This is a genomic window from Pseudoalteromonas caenipelagi (assembly GCF_013140855.1).
Taxonomy (GTDB): Bacteria; Pseudomonadota; Gammaproteobacteria; order Enterobacterales; family Alteromonadaceae; genus Pseudoalteromonas; species Pseudoalteromonas caenipelagi.
The window spans coordinates 267,336-290,639 of the sequence record NZ_JABBPG010000001.1 but is presented as its reverse complement, the minus strand read 5'-3'; the positions used below and the strand labels follow the sequence as shown (position 1 = coordinate 290,639).

Annotated in this window: 23 protein-coding genes; 10 read left to right on the top strand and 13 right to left on the bottom strand. The window is 39.9% G+C overall.

Translation table 11 applies throughout. The features are described 5' to 3' along the window. Positions 1-345: 345 nt before the first annotated feature. The 3 genes from HG263_RS01210 to rmf all read left to right on the top strand — a co-directional run bounded on the left by HG263_RS01210 (position 346) and on the right by rmf (position 5,308). Complete coding sequence (locus HG263_RS01210; RefSeq protein WP_171624264.1) at positions 346-3,123, top strand: TonB-dependent receptor; 2,778 nt, start codon at positions 346-348, stop codon at positions 3,121-3,123. Between the two features lie 39 nt (positions 3,124-3,162). Next, entirely contained in the window at positions 3,163-4,452 is a 1,290-nt protein-coding gene (locus HG263_RS01205; protein WP_171624263.1) for a metallophosphoesterase, read from the top strand. A gap of 685 nt (positions 4,453-5,137) precedes the next feature. Then, a complete protein-coding gene (rmf, locus tag HG263_RS01200) occupies positions 5,138-5,308 on the top strand; it encodes a ribosome modulation factor (RefSeq protein ID WP_152086001.1) in 171 nt (56 codons plus the stop codon). 65 nt (positions 5,309-5,373) lie between these two features. Here the strand turns inward: rmf and fabA are convergent, their stop codons facing one another. After that, entirely contained in the window at positions 5,374-5,889 is a 516-nt protein-coding gene (gene fabA, locus HG263_RS01195) for a 3-hydroxyacyl-[acyl-carrier-protein] dehydratase FabA (RefSeq protein WP_171624262.1), read from the bottom strand. Positions 5,890-6,084: 195 nt separating this feature from the next. Here fabA and HG263_RS01190 point away from each other — a divergent pair, with 195 nt between their 5' ends. The 4 genes from HG263_RS01190 (at position 6,085) to HG263_RS01175 (ending at position 8,942) form a co-directional block, all read left to right on the top strand. Beyond that, positions 6,085-6,942: a 6-carboxytetrahydropterin synthase gene (locus tag HG263_RS01190; RefSeq protein WP_171624261.1), complete on the top strand. Its 858-nt coding sequence runs from the start codon at positions 6,085-6,087 to the stop codon at positions 6,940-6,942. Further along, positions 6,935-7,774 (top strand): M23 family metallopeptidase, encoded by an 840-nt coding sequence (locus HG263_RS01185; RefSeq protein ID WP_171624260.1) that lies wholly within the window; start codon positions 6,935-6,937, stop codon positions 7,772-7,774. Before HG263_RS01190 ends, HG263_RS01185 begins: the two co-directional genes overlap by 8 nt. Then, on the top strand, positions 7,771-8,202 hold the full coding sequence (locus tag HG263_RS01180) for an acyl-CoA thioesterase (RefSeq protein ID WP_171624259.1): 432 nt from the start codon (positions 7,771-7,773) through the stop codon (positions 8,200-8,202). Before HG263_RS01185 ends, HG263_RS01180 begins: the two co-directional genes overlap by 4 nt. 389 nt (positions 8,203-8,591) lie before the next feature. After that, complete coding sequence (locus HG263_RS01175; protein ID WP_171624258.1) at positions 8,592-8,942, top strand: Hpt domain-containing protein; 351 nt, start codon at positions 8,592-8,594, stop codon at positions 8,940-8,942. On the opposite strand, the gene HG263_RS01170 is transcribed toward HG263_RS01175, so the two are convergent. The 6 genes from HG263_RS01170 to HG263_RS01145 form a co-directional block, all read right to left on the bottom strand. Beyond that, positions 8,929-9,789 carry a gluconeogenesis factor YvcK family protein gene (locus HG263_RS01170; protein ID WP_171624257.1) on the bottom strand — a complete coding sequence of 287 codons (861 nt, stop codon included), beginning with the start codon at positions 9,787-9,789 and terminating at the stop codon, positions 8,929-8,931. The two genes, HG263_RS01175 and HG263_RS01170, sit on opposite strands and share 14 nt — an antisense overlap. A 253-nt stretch (positions 9,790-10,042) precedes the next feature. Next, complete coding sequence (locus tag HG263_RS01165) at positions 10,043-11,365, bottom strand: Na+/H+ antiporter family protein (RefSeq protein ID WP_171624256.1); 1,323 nt, start codon at positions 11,363-11,365, stop codon at positions 10,043-10,045. Further along, the gene (locus tag HG263_RS01160; protein WP_171624255.1) at positions 11,362-13,305 is read right to left on the bottom strand and encodes a transglutaminaseTgpA domain-containing protein; all 1,944 of its coding nucleotides are present in this window, start codon (positions 13,303-13,305) and stop codon (positions 11,362-11,364) included. The genes HG263_RS01165 and HG263_RS01160 overlap by 4 nt, the downstream gene beginning before the upstream one ends. Further along, positions 13,295-14,098, bottom strand: coding sequence for a DUF58 domain-containing protein (locus tag HG263_RS22630; RefSeq protein ID WP_171624254.1), 804 nt, complete (start codon positions 14,096-14,098; stop codon positions 13,295-13,297). The genes HG263_RS01160 and HG263_RS22630 overlap by 11 nt, the downstream gene beginning before the upstream one ends. 131 nt (positions 14,099-14,229) lie before the next feature. Then, positions 14,230-15,135 (bottom strand): AAA family ATPase, encoded by a 906-nt coding sequence (locus HG263_RS01150; RefSeq protein ID WP_171624253.1) that lies wholly within the window; start codon positions 15,133-15,135, stop codon positions 14,230-14,232. After that, positions 15,132-15,515: a response regulator gene (locus HG263_RS01145; RefSeq protein ID WP_171624252.1), complete on the bottom strand. Its 384-nt coding sequence runs from the start codon at positions 15,513-15,515 to the stop codon at positions 15,132-15,134. The genes HG263_RS01150 and HG263_RS01145 overlap by 4 nt, the downstream gene beginning before the upstream one ends. A 367-nt stretch (positions 15,516-15,882) precedes the next feature. On the opposite strand from HG263_RS01145, the gene HG263_RS01140 reads away from it, so the two are divergent. Beyond that, positions 15,883-16,530: a hypothetical protein gene (locus tag HG263_RS01140; RefSeq protein ID WP_171624251.1), complete on the top strand. Its 648-nt coding sequence runs from the start codon at positions 15,883-15,885 to the stop codon at positions 16,528-16,530. Then, positions 16,530-16,928 (top strand): hypothetical protein, encoded by a 399-nt coding sequence (locus tag HG263_RS01135; RefSeq protein ID WP_171624250.1) that lies wholly within the window; start codon positions 16,530-16,532, stop codon positions 16,926-16,928. The genes HG263_RS01140 and HG263_RS01135 overlap by 1 nt, the downstream gene beginning before the upstream one ends. A gap of 333 nt (positions 16,929-17,261) precedes the next feature. Here the strand turns inward: HG263_RS01135 and HG263_RS01130 are convergent, their stop codons facing one another. Together HG263_RS01130 and HG263_RS01125 are read right to left on the bottom strand one after the other, a co-directional pair. Further along, on the bottom strand, positions 17,262-17,669 hold the full coding sequence (locus HG263_RS01130) for a type 2 periplasmic-binding domain-containing protein (RefSeq protein ID WP_171624249.1): 408 nt from the start codon (positions 17,667-17,669) through the stop codon (positions 17,262-17,264). 10 nt (positions 17,670-17,679) lie between these two features. Then, entirely contained in the window at positions 17,680-18,753 is a 1,074-nt protein-coding gene (locus HG263_RS01125; RefSeq protein ID WP_171624248.1) for a porin, read from the bottom strand. A 206-nt stretch (positions 18,754-18,959) separates the two neighbouring features. Here HG263_RS01125 and HG263_RS01120 point away from each other — a divergent pair, with 206 nt between their 5' ends. Next, positions 18,960-20,582, top strand: a complete 1,623-nt coding sequence (locus tag HG263_RS01120; RefSeq protein ID WP_171624247.1) for a methyl-accepting chemotaxis protein — start codon at positions 18,960-18,962, stop codon at positions 20,580-20,582. Between the two features lie 69 nt (positions 20,583-20,651). Here the strand turns inward: HG263_RS01120 and cspE are convergent, their stop codons facing one another. The 4 genes from cspE to HG263_RS01100 form a co-directional block, all read right to left on the bottom strand. Further along, complete coding sequence (gene cspE / locus HG263_RS01115; protein ID WP_070985466.1) at positions 20,652-20,861, bottom strand: transcription antiterminator/RNA stability regulator CspE; 210 nt, start codon at positions 20,859-20,861, stop codon at positions 20,652-20,654. A 279-nt stretch (positions 20,862-21,140) separates the two neighbouring features. After that, a complete protein-coding gene (locus HG263_RS01110) occupies positions 21,141-21,713 on the bottom strand; it encodes a MiaE family protein (protein ID WP_171624246.1) in 573 nt (190 codons plus the stop codon). Positions 21,714-21,789: 76 nt separating this feature from the next. After that, a complete protein-coding gene (locus HG263_RS01105) occupies positions 21,790-22,437 on the bottom strand; it encodes a sulfotransferase (RefSeq protein WP_171624245.1) in 648 nt (215 codons plus the stop codon). Between the two features lie 104 nt (positions 22,438-22,541). Then, positions 22,542-23,252 carry an SIMPL domain-containing protein gene (locus HG263_RS01100; protein WP_171624244.1) on the bottom strand — a complete coding sequence of 237 codons (711 nt, stop codon included), beginning with the start codon at positions 23,250-23,252 and terminating at the stop codon, positions 22,542-22,544. Between the last annotated feature and the right edge of the window lie 52 nt (positions 23,253-23,304).

Sequence of the window (23,304 nt, the reverse complement as noted above, 5' to 3'; positions counted from 1 at the left end):
TTGGTAATTGGCTCGATTTTCTACGCGAGTATCAGAACACAGCCAAGCGCATTTAAAAGTATTGCTCAAAAGCATATCGCTTGGCAGGGTTAAAATAGCTCACGTAACGGGACAAAAAGATGACAATTAACGAACTTTTACGATGAATTTCCCTTCAAAATGGCAAATTGGCTAAAAAAAGGGGGGTCAAAATGGCTCAAAACTGCCTTAAATCATACGCATTAATGCTAATTTAGACGCTTTTCAAAAACATTGAAATATTTCTTACATATCAATTCTCTATTGTTCGGTGCCGTCGTAGCAAACAACTGTTTGTAAAAATTACCGTGTAACTAGAGAGTAGCAATGAAACCGTTTACATTTTCAAAATCTAAAGTCGCTTTAAGCCTAACTTGTGCATTATTTGCATCTTCAAGTTTTGCAAGTTCAATCGCTGGTAAAATCGCAAGTGAAGAAAAAAACGTTTTTTTTCAAGGTGCGAGAGTAACTATTGAAGCGCTTAATAGGAGCACGGTAAGTGCAAGAGATGGTTCTTTTAAATTAACAAACCTTCCTGCTGGCACGTATACGCTGCAAGTTGATTACATCGGGGCTAAATCAGTGCGCAAAACAGTCATCGTTGGCGCTGATGGTACCGTAAATGTTGATGTATTTTTACAAAGCGACGATGTAACACTTGAAGATGTCATTGTTATAGGTCAACGCGCTGGCCAGGCAGGGGCGCTCAATAGACAAAAAAACGCTTTAGGGATCAAGTCTATCGTAAGTAGTGATTCAATCGGTCAGTTACCGGATCAAAATGCAGCTGAAGCGTTACAACGTTTACCAGGGATGTTTATTCAACGAGATCAAGGCGAGGGGAGATTTGTCGGGATACGTGGCATAGATCCAAATTTAAATAATGTCACTATTAATGGCGCAAATCTGCCATCTCCGGAAGCGGGTGTTCGCAGCGTCGCTATGGATGTGATCCCAAGTGAGCTAATTCAAAGTTTAGAGGTGAGTAAAACGGTCACACCTGATATGGATGCATCAGCAATTGGAGGCAGCATTGAAGTTAAGAGCTTAAGTGCGTTTGATAGAGATGGAACAAGCTACAGCGCAAGCGTGCAAAATACTTATAACGCACAAGTTGAAAAAAGTAGTCCAAAGTTGTCTGCAAGCTATAGCGATGTATTTGAATTGTCCAAAGGCTATGACTTTGGCATTGCATCAGCACTATCTTGGTCGCAAAGGCGATTTGGCTCTCATAACATGGAAACCGATGGCGGATGGTATGCCACTGACCTTCAAAGGAGCAACGGTAATACAACATCAGTGCTATCAGCTGAAGAAATCGAGCAGCGTCATTATACGATTGAAAGGGAGCGCCTTGGAGGTGCTATCAATTTAGACTTAAAAGACGAGCAGGGGAATCTATATTATCTAAAAACACTCGTTAGTGAATTTTCTGATGATGAGTATCGCCTACGTAACGAATACAAGTTTGATAAAGGCGAGCTGGTTGCATCAGAGTTATCAGCTAACTCAGCATTGTTTCAATCAGCAAAAATGGACAGAGATACAAAAGATAGATTTGAAGAGCAACAAGTTGTCTCAATAGTTACTGGTGCTGAACACCAATTAAATGAATGGGTAGTGGAGTACAGTTTAGGTTACTCGAAGTCTAATGAAAAAGAGCCGAATCGCCTCGACACCAGTTTTGCAGGAAAAGGCTTTTGGCTTGGCTATGCAAGCTTAGGAGAAAAGCCAACTCTCAGTGCAAGTGATGATGCTTTCGACTTGAATAAGTTTTCTTTGGATGAAGTTGTTGTTGAAAATAACTTTAGCGAAGATGAGTCGACAAGTTTCAAGCTAGACTTGAGTAAAGATCTGGTGATTGCTAATTACAACGCACAACTAAAATTTGGTGCTAAGTACACACAACGAGAAAAACTTAAAAACGCCGATATCATCGTGTTTGATGGTGGTTTTGATGAGGTAGTGGCAGAGCAATTCAAAATAAACGAGCCCAACTATGACTTAGGTAAGTTTGGTTCGGGATTAAGTCAAAATGCCCTGAAAAATTTTGTTAAGTTAAATCGCAGTTCATTTGAAACTAACCACCTAGAGAGCAATATCAAAAGCGCTGGTGGTAGCTACACATCTGAAGAGCAGATCGGGGCTGCGTATTTGATGTTAACAATGGATATTGGTCAATGGCAGGTGATATCGGGGTTGCGCTATGAAACGACCGATTTTAATACTAATGGCAACAGAGTTGAGCTGGTCACCGATGAAGTGAACGATATTGAGCAAACCAACATCTCCAAGTGGCACGCTAACAAAGATTACGATCATCTACTGCCGAACTTAACTGTTCGCTATGAATATAAGGATAATTTAATTACCCGTTTTGCCTATACTAGCACGCTTGCACGACCAAAGTTTTCAGACTCAGCGGCATTTGCGATCATAGAGACAGATACATCCATTGACGATGGCGTCATTGAAATTGAACGCAAAGCAGAAGTTGGCAATCCAGAATTGGATCCGTACGAATCTAACAATCTTGATTTTTCCATTGAATATTACTTATCTGGGGTAGGTGTTATTTCAGCAGGCCTATTCTATAAAGACATCTCAAACTTTATTGCCATAGAGCAAGTTCAAGGCTTAGGCGTTTGGTCAGGTTACAAAGAAGTAATGCAAGCTCGCAATGGCGGCAGCGCCGATTTAAACGGCGTAGAGCTGGCTTTTAGCAAGAACTTTAGTAACGGATTGATGTTTAGCAGCAATGCTACATTTATTGATGCGGATCATAAGCTGCAAAATCAATCTGACACGGTGGCTAACGTGATGCTTGGCTATGAAAACGATCTGCTTTCTACCCGACTTAGCGCAAGCTACAAGAGCAAAAGTTTTCAACACGAAGAGCAAGGAAAGCGAGTATACCAAGATGCTCATTTACAACTTGATTTAAGTGCAAAATATAATATCACTGAACAATTCCAGTTATATTTCAACGCCATAAATCTAACCGACGAACCGTACTACCTTTATCACGGTGCCCACCAGTACAACTATCAATATGAAAGCTATGGTCGCTCTTATGAGTTCGGTGTGAGTTTTAATTCGTTATAAGTTTGTGGAGGCAGCCAATGCAAATTGGCTGCAATTAATATGAAATACATTTTTACCCTATCTGCATTTTGTTTAGCCATTGCTTCTGTTAATGCAACGGCCAAAGACACGGACAACGATAGTTCATCAATAAGTTTTTTAGCATTTGGTGATGGTGGTTACAGCACTGACTATCCAAAGCAAAAACATATCAAGCATCCAAAAAATAAAAACCAGTTTATAGCGTCTGAAAAACAAGATTGGTTAGATGATCACAGGCCAATAGAGGAGTTCGATCATGCTCCAATATTTATTTATCCAAATACCAATATTGCCACGGAGCAAAGTGGCGCTAAAGCAGTGGGCCAAGCGATGGCTAGGCTATGCAAAACACGTGAATGCGAATTTGCGATTCAGTTAGGGGATAACATCTACCCAGATGGCGCTGACGCGAACGATGGCAAAGATGATGAAAAACGCATGAATGACCTCATTTTAGATCCACTTAAGCCGCTTTTTAAAGGCAATGAGTCGCTGGTGGTCTATTCGGCACTTGGCAATCACGATTGGAAAACGTCGCGTAAAGGGGTTGCACTGCAAACTGCTTGGATGGCGAAGCAGCCAAATTTTGTGATGGATAAGCAAGGCTACTATCGCTTCAAACGAGGAGTGCCGGGTAGTGATGTCGAGTTTTTTGTGATTGATACCAATATGTTGTTGGCTGGCCAACATTACTACGAAGTTCCGCTTAATGAGGATGGGTCGGAACAAAGCTTAGCGAGTGCGCTTGCAAAAGGACAAGCTAAAGTAGAAGACATTGAGCAGCATGAAACACCATTAAATGGTGAAGATCACAAGCAACTAGCTTGGCTCGCAAGCGGATTAAAAAACTCAACCGCCAAGTGGAAAATCGTGTATGGTCACCACATTTTATGGTCAATTGGCGGTACTAAATACGATGAAGGGCATGTTTTGCGAAGGCTTATTTTACCTGAACTTTGTAAGTACGCAGATGCTTATATTGCGGGCCATGAACACGACTTAGAGCTTTTAACGGATGATTGTACTCGGGTGTTACCGCCTAATCATGCAAAGCCAAAGTTGCCGTTGATAATCAGTGGTGCGGCATCAAAAATGCGAGGGACTCATACGCCTTTTGCTCAGTACCAAGCGCGTCAATATCCTGAATATGACTTAGTTTGGGCTAAAAGTTTTACTTGGGGGTTTGCGCACATTGAACTTGATAACGTATTAGATAAGTTATCAGTTAACTTTTATAGCACACCAAAAGATGGAACGGGTAAACTGATAAAAGAACGCAGTTTTAGCTTTAGCCATAGAAGCCACTAATAATGTCATGTTTCAAAAAACTGTTGCAGCTATTTAAATGAACATCGCACAAAACTAAACGCGATATTTTATACAACCGAATATGGTGTTACACCAGAGCCTATATGGGGACATTTGTTACATTTTAAAGTCCCCTTTGTATGACTATGTATCTTTGATATTGAATTGAAACGAAAAGTTTTTATGTCAAAATTATGAATGTTTTTTTACTTTGGTTTGGCCGAAAACAAGCTTGTTTTGTGGTATTTATTAAATTAATTTCTTGAATAACTTTTAATTGTTAGATTATTTATCTTTCTCCTAATGTTTGATATATAACTATTGATAAAGATCATTGCATGCCTTTACCTTATGTGATTTATTGAAGATGAAGGTTTGGCCAATCCTGCTCTATTCCAGTGCAATTGCTGCTGCGCTTTTTTATAAAAGTAAAAAGTAGCTAATAGATGCGCTGGTTGTTCTCAATTAATCAATAACGCGTGATGTGCGCAAGATACACATCAGTTAAAAAACAAATACTGTGTTATCAATGGAGTAAACTTAAACCTCCGCTGTTGGTCATAAATATAGTGCCAATTAGGTTGATAACGACAGGTTTATTAACTAATTATTAAATGTTGATGACGATTGTAATTATATCGATTACAGCCACAACATCGTTGAAAAAAAGGTGAGGATTTTACCTATGAAGAGACAGAAAAGAGATCGCTTAGAAAGAGCACATTCACAAGGATTTAAAGCAGGGCTAGCAGGTAGATCAAAAGAGTTATGTCCATATCAACAAGTTGAGCCAAGATCTGAATGGCTGGGTGGATGGCGCGAAGCGATTGAAAATCGTAATACCTTTAAAACTTAACAACAAACCGTATTAGAGACAACAGAGCCCCATAATGGGGCTTTGTTGTTTTAAGCGGATTGGTATTAAAAAGCGCTTGTATCTTGGAATAGGCCTACTTTTAGGTCTTTGGCTTCATAGATAACTCGGCCATCAACTTCAACTGTACCATCAGCCATACCCATAAACAGTTTACGTTTGATAACACGCTTCATATCTATTCGGTATGTTACTTTTTTAGCGGTAGGAAGAATTTGGCCGGTGAATTTAACTTCGCCTACACCTAGAGCTCGACCGAGACCTGGGCCACCAGACCAGCCTAAGAAAAAGCCAACAAGCTGCCACATTGCATCCAGACCTAAACAACCTGGCATGACAGGGTCACCTTTAAAATGGCAGTCAAAGAACCAAAGGCTAGGGTCAATATCTAGTTCAGCAATGATATGACCTTTGCCAAATTCGCCACCGTTGTCGTTTATTTCGATGATGCGGTCCATCATTAGCATGTTATCGCTGGGCAGGCGGCAATTACCCTCGCCAAACATTTCACCACGACCACATATTATTAATTCTTCTTTTGTATAGCTATTTTTTGGTTCCATAGTTCACAATCTTTGCTAAAAATTTCGGGGTTACTTTAGCGTACAGATGTACGCTAAACAACTCTGAACAGTTAAAATTTGTACTTTTGTAAGAATAATTCTCATTAAAATTGAATTCTCCTACGCTTATAGGGCGATCTTTGTCTTAAAAAACTTTATAATAGCCCTAGTATTAAACTAATTTACCGGAAGTTTATGATCCTTTTTGTAGATGCACTAACAGTCATTGATTTTTCTTTCCTTTGTAACAAACGTGGCGCAGTTGGTGAAAGTTGGATAGTCGATATGACTTTACACGGACAACTAAACGATGAATCAATGGTTTTGGATTTTGCTTTGGTTAAAAAACAAATCAAACGCATCATTGATGAAACGATTGATCATAAATTGGCCGTTGCGAAAGGCTTAAATGGTGATGTTAAAATCGAAAAAGGTAGAGTTGAATTAGACTGTCACTTTGGGGATGCTAATCACCTAGCGATGAGTGCGCCCCAAGAAGCCGTTTGCTTAATTGAAGGTGAAGAAGTGACAGAGCAAACGGTGATCGAATTCTTAAAGTCCGTCATCATGCCAAATATGCCCAGTAATGTGAAAGACATAGGTATTGAGCTTAGACCTGAACGAAGCGAAAGCTTTTATTACCACTATAGTCATGGCCTAAAAAAACATGATGGCAATTGCCAACGTATAATTCATGGTCATCGTTCACAAATTGGTGTGTTTGTTGATGGCATGAAGCACCCAAGATTACAAAAAGAGTGGTCAAGCAAATGGCAAGATATCTACCTAGGTACGCGTGAAGATATCATTCAGTCGACAGAGCTTAAGTTTGTTACAGCTAAAGAAAGTGACATCTGTTTTGCATATGAGTCTACGCAAGGTTATTTTGAGCTGGCTATTAGTGAAACTCGCTGTGATATTTTACCTTGTGATACCACGGTCGAGTGCATCGCAGAGTACCTTGCAGAGCAAATCAAGCAACAGATGCCTGATAAAGCGATTACCGTTAAAGCGTATGAAGGCGTTGGTAAAGGAGCCATTGCCCATGCTTAAAAAGGGCGTTGTGATATTAAGTGGATTACTTTGCTCACTGGGGCTTACACTACAAGCACATGCTCTCGAGTTAAAAGGCAATCTCACTCAAGGTGGCATGGTTATTGGCAAACTAGATAACGTGAGCAAAGTAAGCTTTAATGGCAAGCCGCTCAAACTTACACCCAGCGGCGAGTTTGTGTTCGGGTTTGGGAGAGATGCGCAGCCTAAACATGTTTTAACGTGGGTTGATAATAAGCAAGTCAAGCACGAAAAAGAAATCGTTATCAGTCAGCGGGAATTTAAAATAGATAAAATCACTGGCGTTGAAAAAAAATATGTGTCGCCTCCTAAATCGGTGCTTGAAAGGATCCGCGCGGAAGCGAAAGCCGTTCGACAGGCACGCGCGACAGAGTCAAATCTAGAATACTTTAAACAGCCAGTACTTAGACCTGCACTTGGTCGGATTTCGGGAGTATACGGTAGTCAGAGATTTTTTAATGGAAAGCCGCGTAATCCGCACTATGGCCTTGATATAGCAAATAAGACTGGCACTCCTGTATTAGCACCGCTGCCTGGCGTTGTGACTTTTGCAGACCCAGACTTGTATTACAGCGGTGGCACAGTGATTGTTGACCACGGCTATGGTATAAGCTCTACCTATATTCATTTAAATAAACTGTATGTCAAAGTGGGCGATAAGTTAAGCACTGGTGACCACTTTGCAGATATCGGAGCAACGGGTAGGGTAACTGGCCCCCATTTGGATTGGCGCTTTAATTGGTATAACGAGCGACTAGACCCTCAATTATTAATGCAAGATACATTGGCGAGCAAAAGTAGTAACAAATGACACAGATAGATAAAGAAGCAATTATTGCAAAACGTATTGAAGATTCGGTAACATCGATCACTAAAACAGTATTTCCTGGTAGAACAAATCACCACAATACGCTATTTGGTGGTGACGCCTTGGCTTGGATGGATGAAGCTGCTTTTATTGCTGCAACTAGGTTTTGTCGAAAGCCTTTGGTAACAATTTCATCTGATAGAGTAGACTTTAAAGAGGCTATTCCTGCAGGTACTTTTGCTGAGCTGGTATCGCGCGTAGTTCATGTTGGTAATACAAGCTTAAAAGTTGAAGTAAAAATCTATCTAGAACGTATGCATAAAGACGATAAGCATTTGGCTATTTCTGGTAGCTTTACCTTTGTAGCTGTTGATGACAACCACAGACCTACACCTGTAGTCTGCGACAAAATGCTGTCTGGTTTTTGTTAAATTTTATTAGCCACTAATGTGGCTATATGTATGGATAATAAAGAACACATCATACAGTTGTTTTTAATAGCTATCACTCAGCATTAGTGCGGTCAATTGAATACATTTTAACAAAGGAGCAACCAAGGCATTTGCGATATGCAGTCATGGCGAAAATTCAACAATCACATATCCCCCCATGCTAACAGCAGTTACAATAATCGTTTTTTAAAGCAACTTATTGCAGCTTTTAAATTTCTATCATTGATGGTGATTACTGTGCTCTTTATAGAAAAGCGCACTACACTTTAACTAATGGCTAATACAATAATATGAGATTCACTGCCATTAAAGTTTGTTTAATCAACAACAATAACTTTGTAACTCTTGAAACCTCCAAGGAAACTATTGTGATAGATAAAAAGGTATTTGCGCAGCTGTCTTATGATGTAGGGGAGGAGCTGGCGCTGCAGCTTTTAAGTGTTTATGTAACTGAATCACGTGAACAAATAAAAGAGTTAGCCATCAGCGACAGTCTTGATGCTATTCAATACCTTGCACATATCTTAAAGAGCAATAGCAGCAGTTTTGGTGCATGTCTGTTAGCACAAAAGTGCGAGTTAATAGAAATGACCGCAAAGCACCATGATATTAAGCTCTGTGAGCTAACCCCATTGATAGAAAAAGCAACAACTTTAGCCGAACAAGCTTTCTCAGATGCAATTAAACTGATAGTCAGCAAGCAAGCTAATCACTCTTAACTAACAGCAATTGAGTAAACACAACATGCAATTGCTCGATATTATGCAAATGCTTTGCGCAATGACTGCTACACAGTGCGGAATTTGATATCTGTGCAATTGCTGCGGGGGAGAGACTCATATCACAAAACTTATAACCGACCATTTTTTTTAGCCAATTAACAACAGTTTCTTCTTTAAGTTGTGCCATAACACTATTTTCTCGTGAGATATTTTCTACAAATATCTTACATGCGCTGGTGCTCTGAAGTGCGTGTGCAATATTACCTACCAGAAGTGCGGGCATTACACTAGATATAGTGCTACCTGGGCCAATTAATACAACGTCCGCATCATTTATTGCTTTTATCGCACTTTCGTGGGCATTAACAGGTTTGGTAAGGCAAATACGCTCGGGTAACTGGTTTAATGCATCTATTTCACATTCACCAATGAAGGTTTGACCATTTTGCATCGTTGCAACGAGATCGACAGGTTCATCAGACATAGGGAGGACTGTTTGAGAGTTGCCTAAAATAGCATTGAATTGTGCAACGGCCTCAGTCGCGCTATTGGTTAATTGTAGTAAACCTAGTAATGCCAGATTACCAAGACTATGACCTTCGAGTTCTCCGCCGCTAAAACGATGTCCGAATACAGTATGTAGTAATGAGTTGTCTTCTACAAGCTCTAAGCAGCAGCGCCTAATATCACCTAATGCAACGCATTGTTGAGTGTGCCTCAAGCGACCAGTACTACCACCATTATCCGTCGTGGCAATAATCGCGGTTAGATTACTCGCTAAAGGTTTGATCGCTTTTAATACTTGCGCAAGGCCATGGCCCCCACCTAAACATACTATTTTCATTGTAGACAACTGATTTATAACGAGTGCAGATATACAAGCATAGACTATTCCACAAATCTCAGTATACAGCTGAGCAAAAATTTATAGATAGAGGTGGAACATTATAGATGAACATCTAGCAGGTCTCGTAACTAATCAAACAAACGCGCTTATATTGAATTAGGTGCAGCCATAAAAAACGAAAAACACTTTAAACCAGATATATAAATAAAGTAAAAGCAACGCGCTTGTTCGAAGCGCGTTGCAAATCTATTTAAAGTACCATAGCTGCTATCCAGCCGAATATGAGTAGGGGAATGTTAAAGTGAATAAATGTAGGCACAACTGAGTCCCAAATATGGTCATGCTGTCCGTCGGCATTTAGGCCTGATGTGGGTCCTAAAGTTGAGTCTGATGCCGGAGAGCCAGCATCCCCCAAAGCACCTGCAGTTCCTACTAGTGCAGCGGTTGCCATTACCGAAAATCCTACTTCCATACACAGTGGGACAAACAAAGTGGCGATAATAGGCACTGTCGAAAAAGAGCTACCAATCCCCATGGTTATTAACAAACCAACTAATAAAATCATTGCTGCAGCAAGCGGTTTGTTGTCGCCAATAAAATCAGCGCAAGCACTCACGAGACTTGCTACATCACCTGTTGCTTTCATTACTGATGCAAACCCTTGGGCCGAGATCATAATAAAACCTATCATCGCCATCATTGCAACACCGCGACTAAAAACGTCGGAGCTTTGCTCCCATTTTACTATACCAAATACGCTGAACATCATTACCCCAACAAGGCCACCTAATATCATTGAACCACTGACATTTTGCGCTATGAGTGAGCTTATTACTGCAATGGAACCGATGATCATCACCTTTTTAGGGTTCTCAACTTCTTTCGCAGCCGCAGTTTCTGCAGCTTCATTATGACGATATTCTCGCGCTTTTTTGTAGCTAAAAAATACCGCGATAATAAGGCCAATGAACATCCCGATTGCAGGAATGATCATCGCAATGGGTACTTGTGTGTTGATCATGTCTAGGCCATTATCATATAAATTTTTGTGCAATATTGAATAAAGATAGATGCCGCCAAAACCATAGGGCAAAACCATGTAAGAAGTTGCTAAACCAAAGGTTAATATACAGGCGATTGCTCGACGGTCTAAATTAAGTCGGTTTAGCAAAGTCAGCAAAGGTGGTATCAGTATGGGTATAAATGCGATATGTACAGGAACTAAATTTTGTGATGCTATCGCACAGCATAAAATGATTGCCATGATAGTAAAACTTAACATGCGAGTGTGGGTTTCGTCAGAGCTTTCAACAGCACTGAGCAACTTTTGCGCAAGAATATGGGTTAACCCTGACTTTGATATAGCAACGGCAAAGCCACCTAACATAGCGTAGCTAAGCGCTATTTCCGCACCACCAGAAAGCCCACTGTTAAACGCGTTCATGGTGTCGGTTAAACCCAGTCCTGCACTCAGTCCAGCTACCATTGCACTGACGGTCATTGCCACGATTACATTAACGCGAACTAGCGATAATCCGAGCATTAATATAACACCTATAATTACTGCATTCATATTGTTCTCTTTGCTTTTGTTTTTATTGAATTTATCAAATTTTTGGCATGAATGTTTTGATTTTTGCCAAAAGTTTTTCCCTGATAGCGGTTTGCAGAAAAGTCAGCATAAAACCGAATTAATGCATCGCTTTGCTGTGGAAACTGCTGTTGTAATAATGCTATCGATTGCTTTGGTGCTGTATGCTCAAGGTTGATAGATGATAATGCAATCAATCGACGATAATGCTTAATTGCATCTGGTTCTTTGCTCTTGCTATTCAATTGAATATAAAAAAATAAACTTGTGAATATCATGCCCAAGGTGAGGATTGCTATTACACCAGAGAAATGTTGATAATTTTTACCTAACATAGCTTCTAACATTGAAGTTTGCTTTTGTTGGTCAAAATTTAATACCCATCGCGTCCATTGATAATCAAGCTCTTCAAGTTTTATCCGTAGCCAATTGATGGACGCAAAGTCAGAAAAAGCAGCTAAGCTCATGCCTAGATTTGATTGAAATTCGTTGGCCAAAGGTTGGTATTGAGATAGTGAGCCTTGCAGTCTTTCGGGTGAGACCCAGGCGGTTGGGTCTAAGCTTTTCCACCCTTCATTTGGTACAAAATATTCTACCCAAGCATGCGCATCATATTGATAAATACTGAAATAGCCTTGCTTTTCATTATACTCAGCGCCCAAATAGCCAGACACAAGTCTGGCAGGTATACCAATGCTTCGCATCATCATGGCTACTGTAGATGCGTAATGCCCACAAAAACCACTTTTATACTCAAATAAAAACTGGTCTACCATATGCTCTGATGTCGTAACTTGTGGGCTCAATGTATAGCTGAATTGTTGCTCTATAAAGTATCTGCGCATCACAGTGATAAACTCTGCCGTTGTGTTCGTTTGTTGATCCCATTGCTGTGCAAGATTTTGTGCGCGAGGATTTAATCGTTTTACAATTGTGGTGTTGTTTCGATATTGCCAGCCGGACAGGGTAGTGTTGGCATTGCCTTTTGCCGGTGTTACCACATACTCAAATGTTGAGGTTAGTTTATCGGTTCTAAACAAAGTACCAAAGTAGCTACTTTGTACCAGAGCAGTTGGACTGGTTGAAAACCCTAATGCATATAACCAAGGCGTATTGCTCGGTTGTGCAATAATTGTATAAGAGGGCAGCTCATCACGTTTTTTATAGCTAATAGGGGCTTTTTGTAAGTTTGCTATGGTCCACTGCTGCCCATCAAATTTGTCATGTATGATGGCACGCCAATAAAGTGGAGTTTGGCCTTGTTGAATACTTGTCTCGTTGAGCAATGCCCTAAAGGCTAGTTCATCTGATTGTGATAACTTGGAAATACTAAACGGGCTTACAGTTTCAGATAATCCGGTTTTCGCAAGCTGTGGCCCCGGCATCTGCCAAAAAGCAGGCAGTCTTGGTAAAAACAAAATTAAGAAGACGCTCAGTATGCAACTAAGCATTATTTTAGAAATGACAAACTGGCCAGCGGCTTTGAATGTGCCTACCTTTTGCAAGGTCTGCATTAAAACAAGGTTAAACCCGAGCATAATCAGCACAAGTAACGCAACATATAGGCTTTGCGAGAATAAAAACGCACAAGGAAAAGTAAAAAAGTTTAATACTAAAACTTGTCGCCATTGTTTAAGTGTTGTTGCCTGAATTACTTTTAGTTGGCAAGCTAACAACATGAGTGCGACAAAAACACTTACTGTACTTTTTAAACCTATTGACATCACCGTGATAGCCATACCAATTAAAGCCACAGCGTTTAAAATGGCATTGCGTATTCCTTGTTTATTAAGGCTCAATAGCACGCTATGCCAAACAGCTAAACACATCATCAGCGCATTAAATGCAAAACCAAACTCGGTGAAGGGCAGTAGTGTTATTATTAAATAGCTAAGCGTGAAGAACAGTGAATTAGTAGTCACTCAAAGCCTCCAAGCACTTAATTTTATGTGCCTCTCCGCGGTTTGCCGAAAGCTCAAAACCACCTAGTTTGAATGCATATAGCGTGTCGGATGCTTCGGCTTCTAATACCAAATAACTTAGTTTAGACAATCGTTGTTCTACAGTACCTTGTAGCAGATCATAATCAAATCTTACTACTTGGCTGCCCAGCTCTCCTTCGTATTCTTTTACCAGAAGCTGCTGCGACTTAGCATAGTGTTTCCAAGAAACTCGATGCATATTCATACCAGATTGATAAGGGGTCAACTGTTTAAATTCGTCTACAATTGGCGAGGAACTACAAAGATCATTGCTGTTTTCATTTGATGTAAACGCATAAATAGGGTCATTGCTTTCGAGTGGATTTGGGTATGCATAAATAAACTTGTTGAGATACAAATAGCTCCAAACACTTACTAAACCAAATGGAAAGTGGCTCATAAATTTAAATTGCCCAACTAAGTGTTTACCGCGTTTAACCTTAAATGACACACAGTGCAAAATAGGCTTTTCGACATTTAGAATATGAATCGGCTCTTCCAATGCCTCGTTATCAATCGTTAGATCAAGCAACGGCTTACTTGTGGCTATTGCTAAAGTAACTGAGGGCGGGGTATTACAATGTGCAGAATTAACCGTAACTAACTTTATCTCGCTAGCGCTGAAGTTTAAATAACCATAGAGCAGTGCAATGATTAGGAGCATTATCATCAGATAAGATACTGCTAGTAAAAGGTTATTTTGATAATTTATACCCAATAAAAAATTAAGCACACATACACCTATAAAGCCCGTGCCCATAGTTGAGGGCAGTATGTAGATGGTATTGTGTTTAAAAGTGATTGAGTCTGCGGTGTGCTTTTTTCGAATAAAGCGCGCAAAAAGCTGGTTAAACGTGCCGAACATCAAAGTGGTATTTCAACCTCTGACAAAATGTCCGATACTGCGTTATCTTGTATATGACATGGAATATTAAGCCTGTGAGCGGCAATACTTGCAAACACAGCTTGCACGTCATCTTGTGTGGCATAGTCTCGGTTATCCATCAGTGCCCATGCTTTTGCAGCACTGCCCAATGCAATACTGGCACGTGGCGAAAGGGGATCTGAAAACTTCCCACAATCACGGGTATACCGAACTAATGCAAGAATATAATTAACCACAACTGGCGCAAGGTGAACCTCATTACATTGTGCTTGTAACTCGATTAGCCTCGCTTTATCGAGCACCTGTTCAACATTGTTCTCGCTTTGGCGTTTAACACCCAATATCAGTTTTTTCTCAGCTTCTTCACTTGGGTAACCCAAGCTAATACGCATAAAAAAGCGGTCTAATTGCGACTCGGGGAGAGGATGTGTACCTGCTTGATGTAACGGGTTTTGCGTTGCGATTACAAAAAAAGGCTCTGGCAGTGGATGACTGATACCGTCAACTGTGACTTGCCTTTCTTCCATAGCCTCAAGCAAAGCGCTTTGTGTTTTGGGGCTTGCACGGTTTATTTCGTCTGCAAGCAACACTTGGCTAAAAATTGGTCCGCGGTGAAAATGGAACTGATGTTCTTTGGCATTAAATATTGCAGACCCAAGAACATCAGCTGGCAGTAAGTCACTGGTGAATTGTACACGCTGGTAGCTCAAGCCAAGTACATCCGCCAGTCCGTGAGAAAGCGTAGTTTTACCCATACCGGGTAAGTCTTCAATCAACAAATGACCACGACATAATAAACTGCAAACCGCGAGTTTTATTTGGTGTTCTTTGCCGAAAATGATATGAGACAACTTTGACGTGATAGTTTCTATTGAATGACTCATGCAATCATTTCTATACGTTTTAATACTGTATCAACTTTTTTTGCATTAAAAGGTTTTGCGATAAATCCTTTAGCGCCAAGCTCCCAGGTATTTTGTACATTCTCAAGACTGTTATGACCAGAGCACATAATAACGTGCGTATTTGGATAATGGTCATTAATATATTCTAAGATTTGTGTGCCGTCGGTGTCTGGAAGTTCAATATCAAGGAAGATTACATTAGGGGGGTTGCTAGTGAGTAGGCTTTTTGCTGATTCAAAATCCTGAGATTCAAAAATTTCTTCAAAGCCCAAGTCGGTCAGAATATTACTAAGATAATCTCTTATATCTTGTGAGTCGTCGATTATTAAAATCGGCTCCAGTGGTTTGACGAATTCCATATAACGATACTTCATATTGTTGATATAAAAACATACTAAGGCATCAAAACCGCAAGCTCAATAACTTTGGCGTTACAATTCGATGTTTAGGTATAAAAAACCTTAATGTCCGATACCGTCTAGTATTGGACTTTAAAGTTACTGGGGTATTACAATCGGGGTAGCTTCACACAAAGACACTTAATGACCCATAATTTATATTATGTTAAATGGTGTAAGTTTCTATGTTTAGCGTCTATTGATGCTGGTTTATTTAAGATGTTTTTATGTGTTCCAACTCTCCTTCATTTTCTAACCGTGTTGATCAATACATAAGGTGCTATCATTAAGTCAATAAGAAGTGCAGCTTAAGTATTCAAGGGAAAGTATGGATAAAAGAAAACGAGAGCGTTTGGAAAAGGCACATAAAAGTGGTGTTAGATTTGGGTTAGCGTCTAGGCGAACCCTGCTTAGATATGTTTTTGAACTTGAAAAAGTTGAAATTAGCAAAAAATTAGCGAGAGAAATATATATAGCCGTCCATAGACAAGCCACCGATGCCAAGCCTGTTGAAAGTTATAAAATTAGAATAAAGTTCTTTTCAGTTATTTTTAGTGGGTTGCTATCAAAGTGTATTAGTTTACTAGACCAAGGTACATTCAAAATCGATAAAGATACGATTATCGGTACGTTGATTTTAAAACGAATTAGGAGAGACTATAAAGCAGTACAATGCCTACTGCTGAACATACTTTGTTCAACCCTTCTTGGCTTATTCACAAGTTTTACGAGCTCAGCCTTAGGTATGGGGATTGGTTCGCTTCTTTTCCTTATTGCTATTAAAGCGAGTCACAAAGTTCTTGAGTATCGAATTGACAAAGGCTTTTACGGTGACAATGAGTATGAAGCTAGGGAAATACTACAGTTTATTACAAGTGATGGGGGCAACAAATTTGATAAAGGTAAAAAAATAAGAGCATTCCAATCTGCTAGTGAAACCCATAGCCTGAATCGTCCCGTTGGAGTGAAAGCATAATGGATTTAAATACTCTGACCAAGTACATTAAAATGGCTTTAGATCTTTTGTTTGTTAAAGATCCTGTTGCTACATCAATGGGGGTGCTGTTTGGATGCATATTACATTTGTTATTAGCTATTGTATCTCTGTTTGTTAGTCCTGCTGCTGCCGTCACAGAAGAACTCAGTAAGATAAATATTGCTTATCTTATTGCTCTTGGAATATTTATACTCAATTGGAAGAATTTCTTGCATAGACCTAAGATCAGTTATGAGGCTGAGTACGCTATAGCTTTGCTAAAGCAAGGTCAAAGCGAAGGCTTAATATCTAAAACTGATGCTAGATTGCAGTACAAACGCATTGTGACGGATGAAATAGATAAACTGGTCGATTCGATGAACAATGCAAAAGAATAAACCATATACTATGTAAACCACTTTCCCCCTCCCCTTAGCTCCATCAGTTTTTACACTCGCTAATAATTCGAAACATGGGCGATGTGAAACAATGGAGCATATGCCACTCCCAAGCTCTTGCGTGTATAGGCTGGTTACCAATAGCCAACATTACTTAAAATAAGCGAAAATTATGACGCAAATATATTATGTTAAAAGCCATCTTTTTAATATGTTTATGCTCTACCTTCCTATCACCAAAGAAAAATTTAAGGCAGTTGGCAAATATATTAGCGCGCATAAATAAAAAACTCGCTCCATAGAGCGAGTTTTTAGTAAGGTAAATTGGGTTGATTAAAATTCTTTAACCACTTTCACATCACCCGTTACAGCGCTTGATGATACAAAGCCGATGGTATCAGGGTTGCTGGATACCGACTGGATCACTTCAGCGTCATTGGCTGCTTCTTTAGGAGGTGTGCCCTTCCCTGTAAAGATCAGTTTTGACCAATACGCTTTTAGCTGTGCAGATGACTTGTTTAACACCTTAGTATTAAACTCTTCTGTTACTGGGTTACCGGCATCTTGGCCAATGGGAATAACTTTGTTACCGTTACTGAAAGACTTCTCTTTACCCGTGTAAATTCGATTAATGGTCGAATCATCAATTGTGCTTGCGTTACTTGGGTGAACAATCACTGATACGGCTGCAAATGAATGAGCGCTTAGCGCTAAAAATGCTAAATAAATTAAATGTTTCATCGCTTAGCTCCTAAAATACTACGTCAACGCCAAAGGTGAGTGCTTTACTGTCGCCGGCAACGGCGAAGTCAAACGAATCATCTTTAACTCTGTCATATTGCACTTTAAATGCAGCGGAAGGATGAAAATTCCAACGTACACCTACAGCAGTAGTATCGTGCTTCTCGGTATCACCATCTCCATCTTGCTCATAGTTTGAGTACATAACGTATGGTGTTACTTCACCAAAGCGATAACCTGCACTGATCATGTAGGTATCAAAGTCGCTGTCTAGCTCTAAACGGTTTAACTCAGATAACACAAAAAAGTTTCCAAAGTCTGCATTTACTGCAAGACCATAAAACTTGCCATCCCGTGTATCTTTACCATTCCACATGGTTGGTTCACCATTAACAAAGCGTTTGTTGGTATAGCGCATATGCGTTAAACGAATTTCTAGCCAATCATGACTTAAGTTAACTACGCCACCTAAAATGTCTTCCCAGATTTCACGAACCGGCGCTCTAAAAAAGAAGTCAGATAACAACTTATTTTGGTCGTCATCTTCTTTACCAGTGTAAATATTTGCTGACAGTCCCCAATCTCCAACAGAACCGTTGTATAACAAATTTACCCCTTCATAGTTAAATATTTGCCATGTATAGTTGTCAGCTGGCGGTCGCATCCATACGTAGGCATAGCCAACATCGTAAAAATCTGAGTAGTAAAAAAGTGGTAACCGCTTCTTACCAGCTTGAATCGTCCAGTTATCATTCAGCTCATAAGATATGTAAGCCCATTCAAATTCTGCGTCGTAGTCATTGGCACCACGTGCAACAATTTGCCCGGTAACACTTAACCCTTCGCCTAAATCACCTGTGACCTGCAGGCCTATAAGTGACTCTGGTGAAAAGGAAAAATCTTCTGTATATGTACTTACGATCGGATAGTCAGCAAGAAACGAGGGCTCAATATCATATTGAGGTGCACCGTTACCGCTGAGCACTTTACCACCGTTTATACTTGCAAAACCTGAAATGTTAATCTCTGCATGAGCTGTCGTAGAACACAGAGCAGCGATCAAGAGAGTAGTTTTTAGTTTCATAGATAGCTCCGCCTAATTTATGAGTTATTGGCATGCTAAGTATAGTTAACCCTACGAAAAAGAAAGTTTTATTGATAAAAATCGGAATATGGCTAAGCTTATCATTAGGGGAAAGTGCCAAATAACGGTAGCTAAGCCTTTAAAAAGGCTGTTAGCAAGGAACAACGCAACTTAGGTTGTCACATTGTTATATTACAAGGTGTTATATGTCGAACTTATTGCATTTTAAAAACATGAGTATTTCAAAAAAAATCCATGCGATAACCATAGTTGCAGTTGCAGCATTTATTGTATTGGTAATGATTAACTATACCTCTTTGTTGGAGAATCAGCGCTCACTTGATGAATTAGAAAACCAAACTTACAAATTATTAATTCTTACGTCTGAAAACGTCACTGCAATGCAAACACTTGACGAAACCTATACTCAATCGGTCACTTTTGGGGACGCTGAGTTAATCAGCAAAGCTGCGGCCACGCAGAAAAAGCTGGTTGAAAACCTGCAACAGGTCCCTACTCTAAATGATAATTTCCCAACCTCGAATACAGTAAGGGATCTACAACAGTACGGGAAAATTGCAAAACAAATCGCTACCAGCATGATTGATGGCACCGCCGATTTTGCCAAGTTGCCACAAATAGCTAAACAGAAAAGCGATTTATTTGAAGGAATATTAAAAACTCTCAATGATGATAAAAGGCGCGCTAATGAGCGTTTTTCTGAGCTTATCAACAATACCAAGTCAAACGCTGACGATGCCTTAACGATGATGTTTTTCGTTGCGGTGGTTTCGCTTGCATTGGTGATTGTACTTGCAGTAATGATAGCCAGAGGTATTAGTTCTTCCGCTGGTGAGGCTGCCGATAATTTGCATCTGCTCGCAGAAGGTAAAGGGTCGCTAAGTTCGCAACTGACCGTTTCATCTGAAGATGAAATTGGTCAAGTATCGAAAAACTTCAATGCATTTATAAATCTGTTACGCGGTACGGTTGAAGATGTTATTGCTGTAGTTGAGCCATTAATGGAAAACTCGACTCGCTTAGTACAAGGTATGGAGTCCGCAGAACGCGCCACCCAGCAGCAATCCAGCGATGCTGAGGTAGTTAGAAACTCAATGGAAGAGATGAAACAAAGCGTTGGAGATATTTCTCAATCAGCAGCTTCAGCGTTTCAGGCTGCAGAGCTTGCAGAGAACGCTGTAGATGAAAGCTTAAAGCAAATAAATGTATCTGTTGCGCAATCTAAAGACTTAAGCGAAGAGATTAATAAAGCAGCAGTGACAATTAACAAACTGGCCGACGATACTCAAAACGTGACTCAAATTCTAAACGTTATTACATCCATTGCTGAGCAAACTAACCTGCTCGCTCTAAACGCCGCCATTGAGGCTGCTCGTGCTGGTGAACAAGGTCGAGGATTTGCGGTGGTTGCAGATGAAGTACGTGAATTGGCGTCACGAACCGCTAAATCAACCAATGAAATTCGCGAGCTTATTAATATACTGACAGTCGCGGCGTCAGATTCTGTGAATGCCATGAATACAGCTAGAGATATGGCAACCAATAATGCCGAAGCCGCACAGGCAACGGGTAACTCAATTCAACTTATTTCAGAGCAAATATTGGCAATCAATGGCATGAATTCACAAATCGCTACTGCGACCGAAGAACAAACTTCGGTTGCTGCGATGGTAGTAGACAACGTTTCTAATATGCATAGTTCGTTTGAAGAAACGATGACAGCTTTGGTGCAGGTAGGAGATGTTGCGCAGAATTTACATAAACTATCAGATAACCTATTAGACTCTACTTCTAAATTTAAACTCTAATAGCGGAATTTGGACATTAAAAAAGGCAGCTTAAGCTGCCTTTTTTGTTTCACTTAATTTATTTAAAAATTAAAGTGCAACGATGTTCTCTGCTTGAGGACCTTTTTGGCCTTGAGCTAGAGTGAATTCAACGCGTTGACCTTCAGCAAGAGTTTTGAAACCATCGCCTTTGATTGCGCTGAAATGAGCAAATACGTCTGCGCCATTTTCTTGAGCGATAAAACCAAAACCTTTAGACTCATTGAACCACTTAACGGTACCAGTAACTGTGTTAGACATAATATCTATCCTGTAAATTAAATTTTAAATTGCTGACTATCATCAGAGTCAGACGGAATAGCACAAAAAATAAATGATATTTAAAAACTACAGGACGGAGGTACTAACGTTAACGCTTCGAAATGGAGTGTGTATATATTCTTACTTTTAAGCTGGAGCCCACTATATAGAATTATGAGCTTAAGTCAACTAAATTTTTTCAGTTATTTCTGAGTTTTGTTATTTTTTAACCAATTTGGTGGGTAACTGCCCTGCAACACCACCAAAGCTTTTAAAAAATTAATGAAGTGCAGCAGTAAAGGGGATCTCTTCGCATATCTTTGCTTCGGCAATTAAGATCTCTTCTAATCGTTCATCAATCATTTGCTTATCAAAGTATTCGTACGCTAATTCTACAAATAGGTTTTTGTGCTTTTCTTCAGACTTTGCAATCGCAACGTAAAAATCCTTTTCTTTACCTTCAGGAAGCGCTTCTGCCACTAAAGAAAATCGCTCATGGCCTCGCGCTTCTATAACCGCCGCAACCAATAAACGGTCAATTAAAAACTCATCGCGGCCATTTCTGAACAAAGCTCTAATTTTTTTAACGTAAAGATCTTTTTGGTCATTCCCAAGCGTTATACCGCGCTCGGTCATTAATTTAAGTACTTGCTTAAAGTGGATCATCTCTTCAATCGCAAGATCCGTCATTGCTTTTACTAATTTAATTCTATCAGGATAATGACTTAGCATAGATACTGCCATTCCTGATGCTTTTTTTTCAGCTGCGGCATGATCTTGTAAAAATGTACCAAAGTCTGCAATGACTTTATGTGTCCATTCAAATGGGGTGTGGTATTTAAGTTCAAACATAACTAATTCATAAGGCTATAAGGCATAAAATTGCGGCCATTCTATCGTATTAGTGTTGTGACGCAAAGTGTCTGGTTCACTTGCCCAGTGCTGGCAATAACAAAGCATCTTTATCTACTTTACCATTTCGTGTTGATGCAACTTTTAGTGGGTGGCGAACGCTATTCCAAGCGGTAACTTTGCCAGCTTTATTTGTGAAAGGCATTGCTTTGAGATTGCTATTTGCAACACCTAAAAAATTGCAGAGCACCTCTAGCGAGTCAGAGGCTGATATATCTAGGATTATGTGTTCTAACTTGTTGGTACTTAAAAATGCCAAAGCTTGTGCTTTGTGAGTTTCATAGCAGCGCTGTAAAAAGTCATAATCACTTGCTAAATCCGGGGTAAGGCCTTTAAAAGTATCTAAAAAGCAGCGCTTGATGGTGTCATTGAACCCACCATCATCTCTTAGCAAATTAGCTGCCATTCTGCTTAATAACTGCGAGATTGACGGTAACCATAATGTTAGGTCACGTTCTAAGTAGATAAAACGGCTATTGGGGTATACCTGCGCGAGAGATTGGTAATCGTTAAAAATGGGGGTATCGGCTATAACCTGTGCATTTTTAAACGTTTGTATTGTATAAGCCGTATGTGCAGTTGCAAATCCAAGTTCTAAACATGCGATACAAGCGCTGGTAGTGCCGGTTCTTGGTAAACCTATGATAAAGATCTTTCGACTCATAAACTTTAGCTATACAGCCCATTCCATAGCAAAGCGGTTATTATAACAAAGGGGTTAAAAATACGATAGGCACTGGGGAGTACCTATCATTGCAAAGGGTTTTATTACTTAATTAAATAGATTGCATACACTTGCGCTTCAATCGTAATAGCTCCAGTGTTGTACGCTTCTTTATAGCTACCTGACTCAGAGTCCATCATTTTCATTGCTGGCGCTTGGCGTAGATAAGGCACGGTAGGCGCATTGATCGGCGCAAACGACGCTGAATAAAGTTTATCCACTTCTACATCAAACGCACCGGCTAATTCCTTTACCGCTAATTTGGCGTCTTTTATTGCCTTTAACTTTAACTTGTCGGTTAACTCTTCGCGGTTACTAACGCTAAATTCTGTATTGTTAAACTCTGTGATACCAGTGTCCACTAGTGCTTGAAGTAGCTCTGGATAGCTTTCAATTTTCTTCAAAGTAAGCGTTAAGCTACGGGTTACTCTAAATCCTTCAAACTCTTCTTCATTAGTGTTGCGGTTATATCGAGTTTGCCGATAAACATTAAGTTGCTCGGCATGAATATCATCTTTTTCAATGTCGAACCGCTTAGCTAGTTTAATGGCTTTGGCCATTATATCATCAACTTTCTGCTTGGCCTCGGGCAGCTGCTTACTCTTTTCAACGATTGCCACTCTTATGGTTGCTCTATCAGGCTGAACCTGTATTTTCGCTTGCCCTTGAACATACAGGTGAGGGTCATCAGGTACCGTACTGGCAAATGAACTTACACTAAATAGAGAGGCGGCTAACACGCTTAAAATACGCATAATTAAATTCCTTTGGTTGCAATTAGCTGTATTGAATCATATTACACTTAAT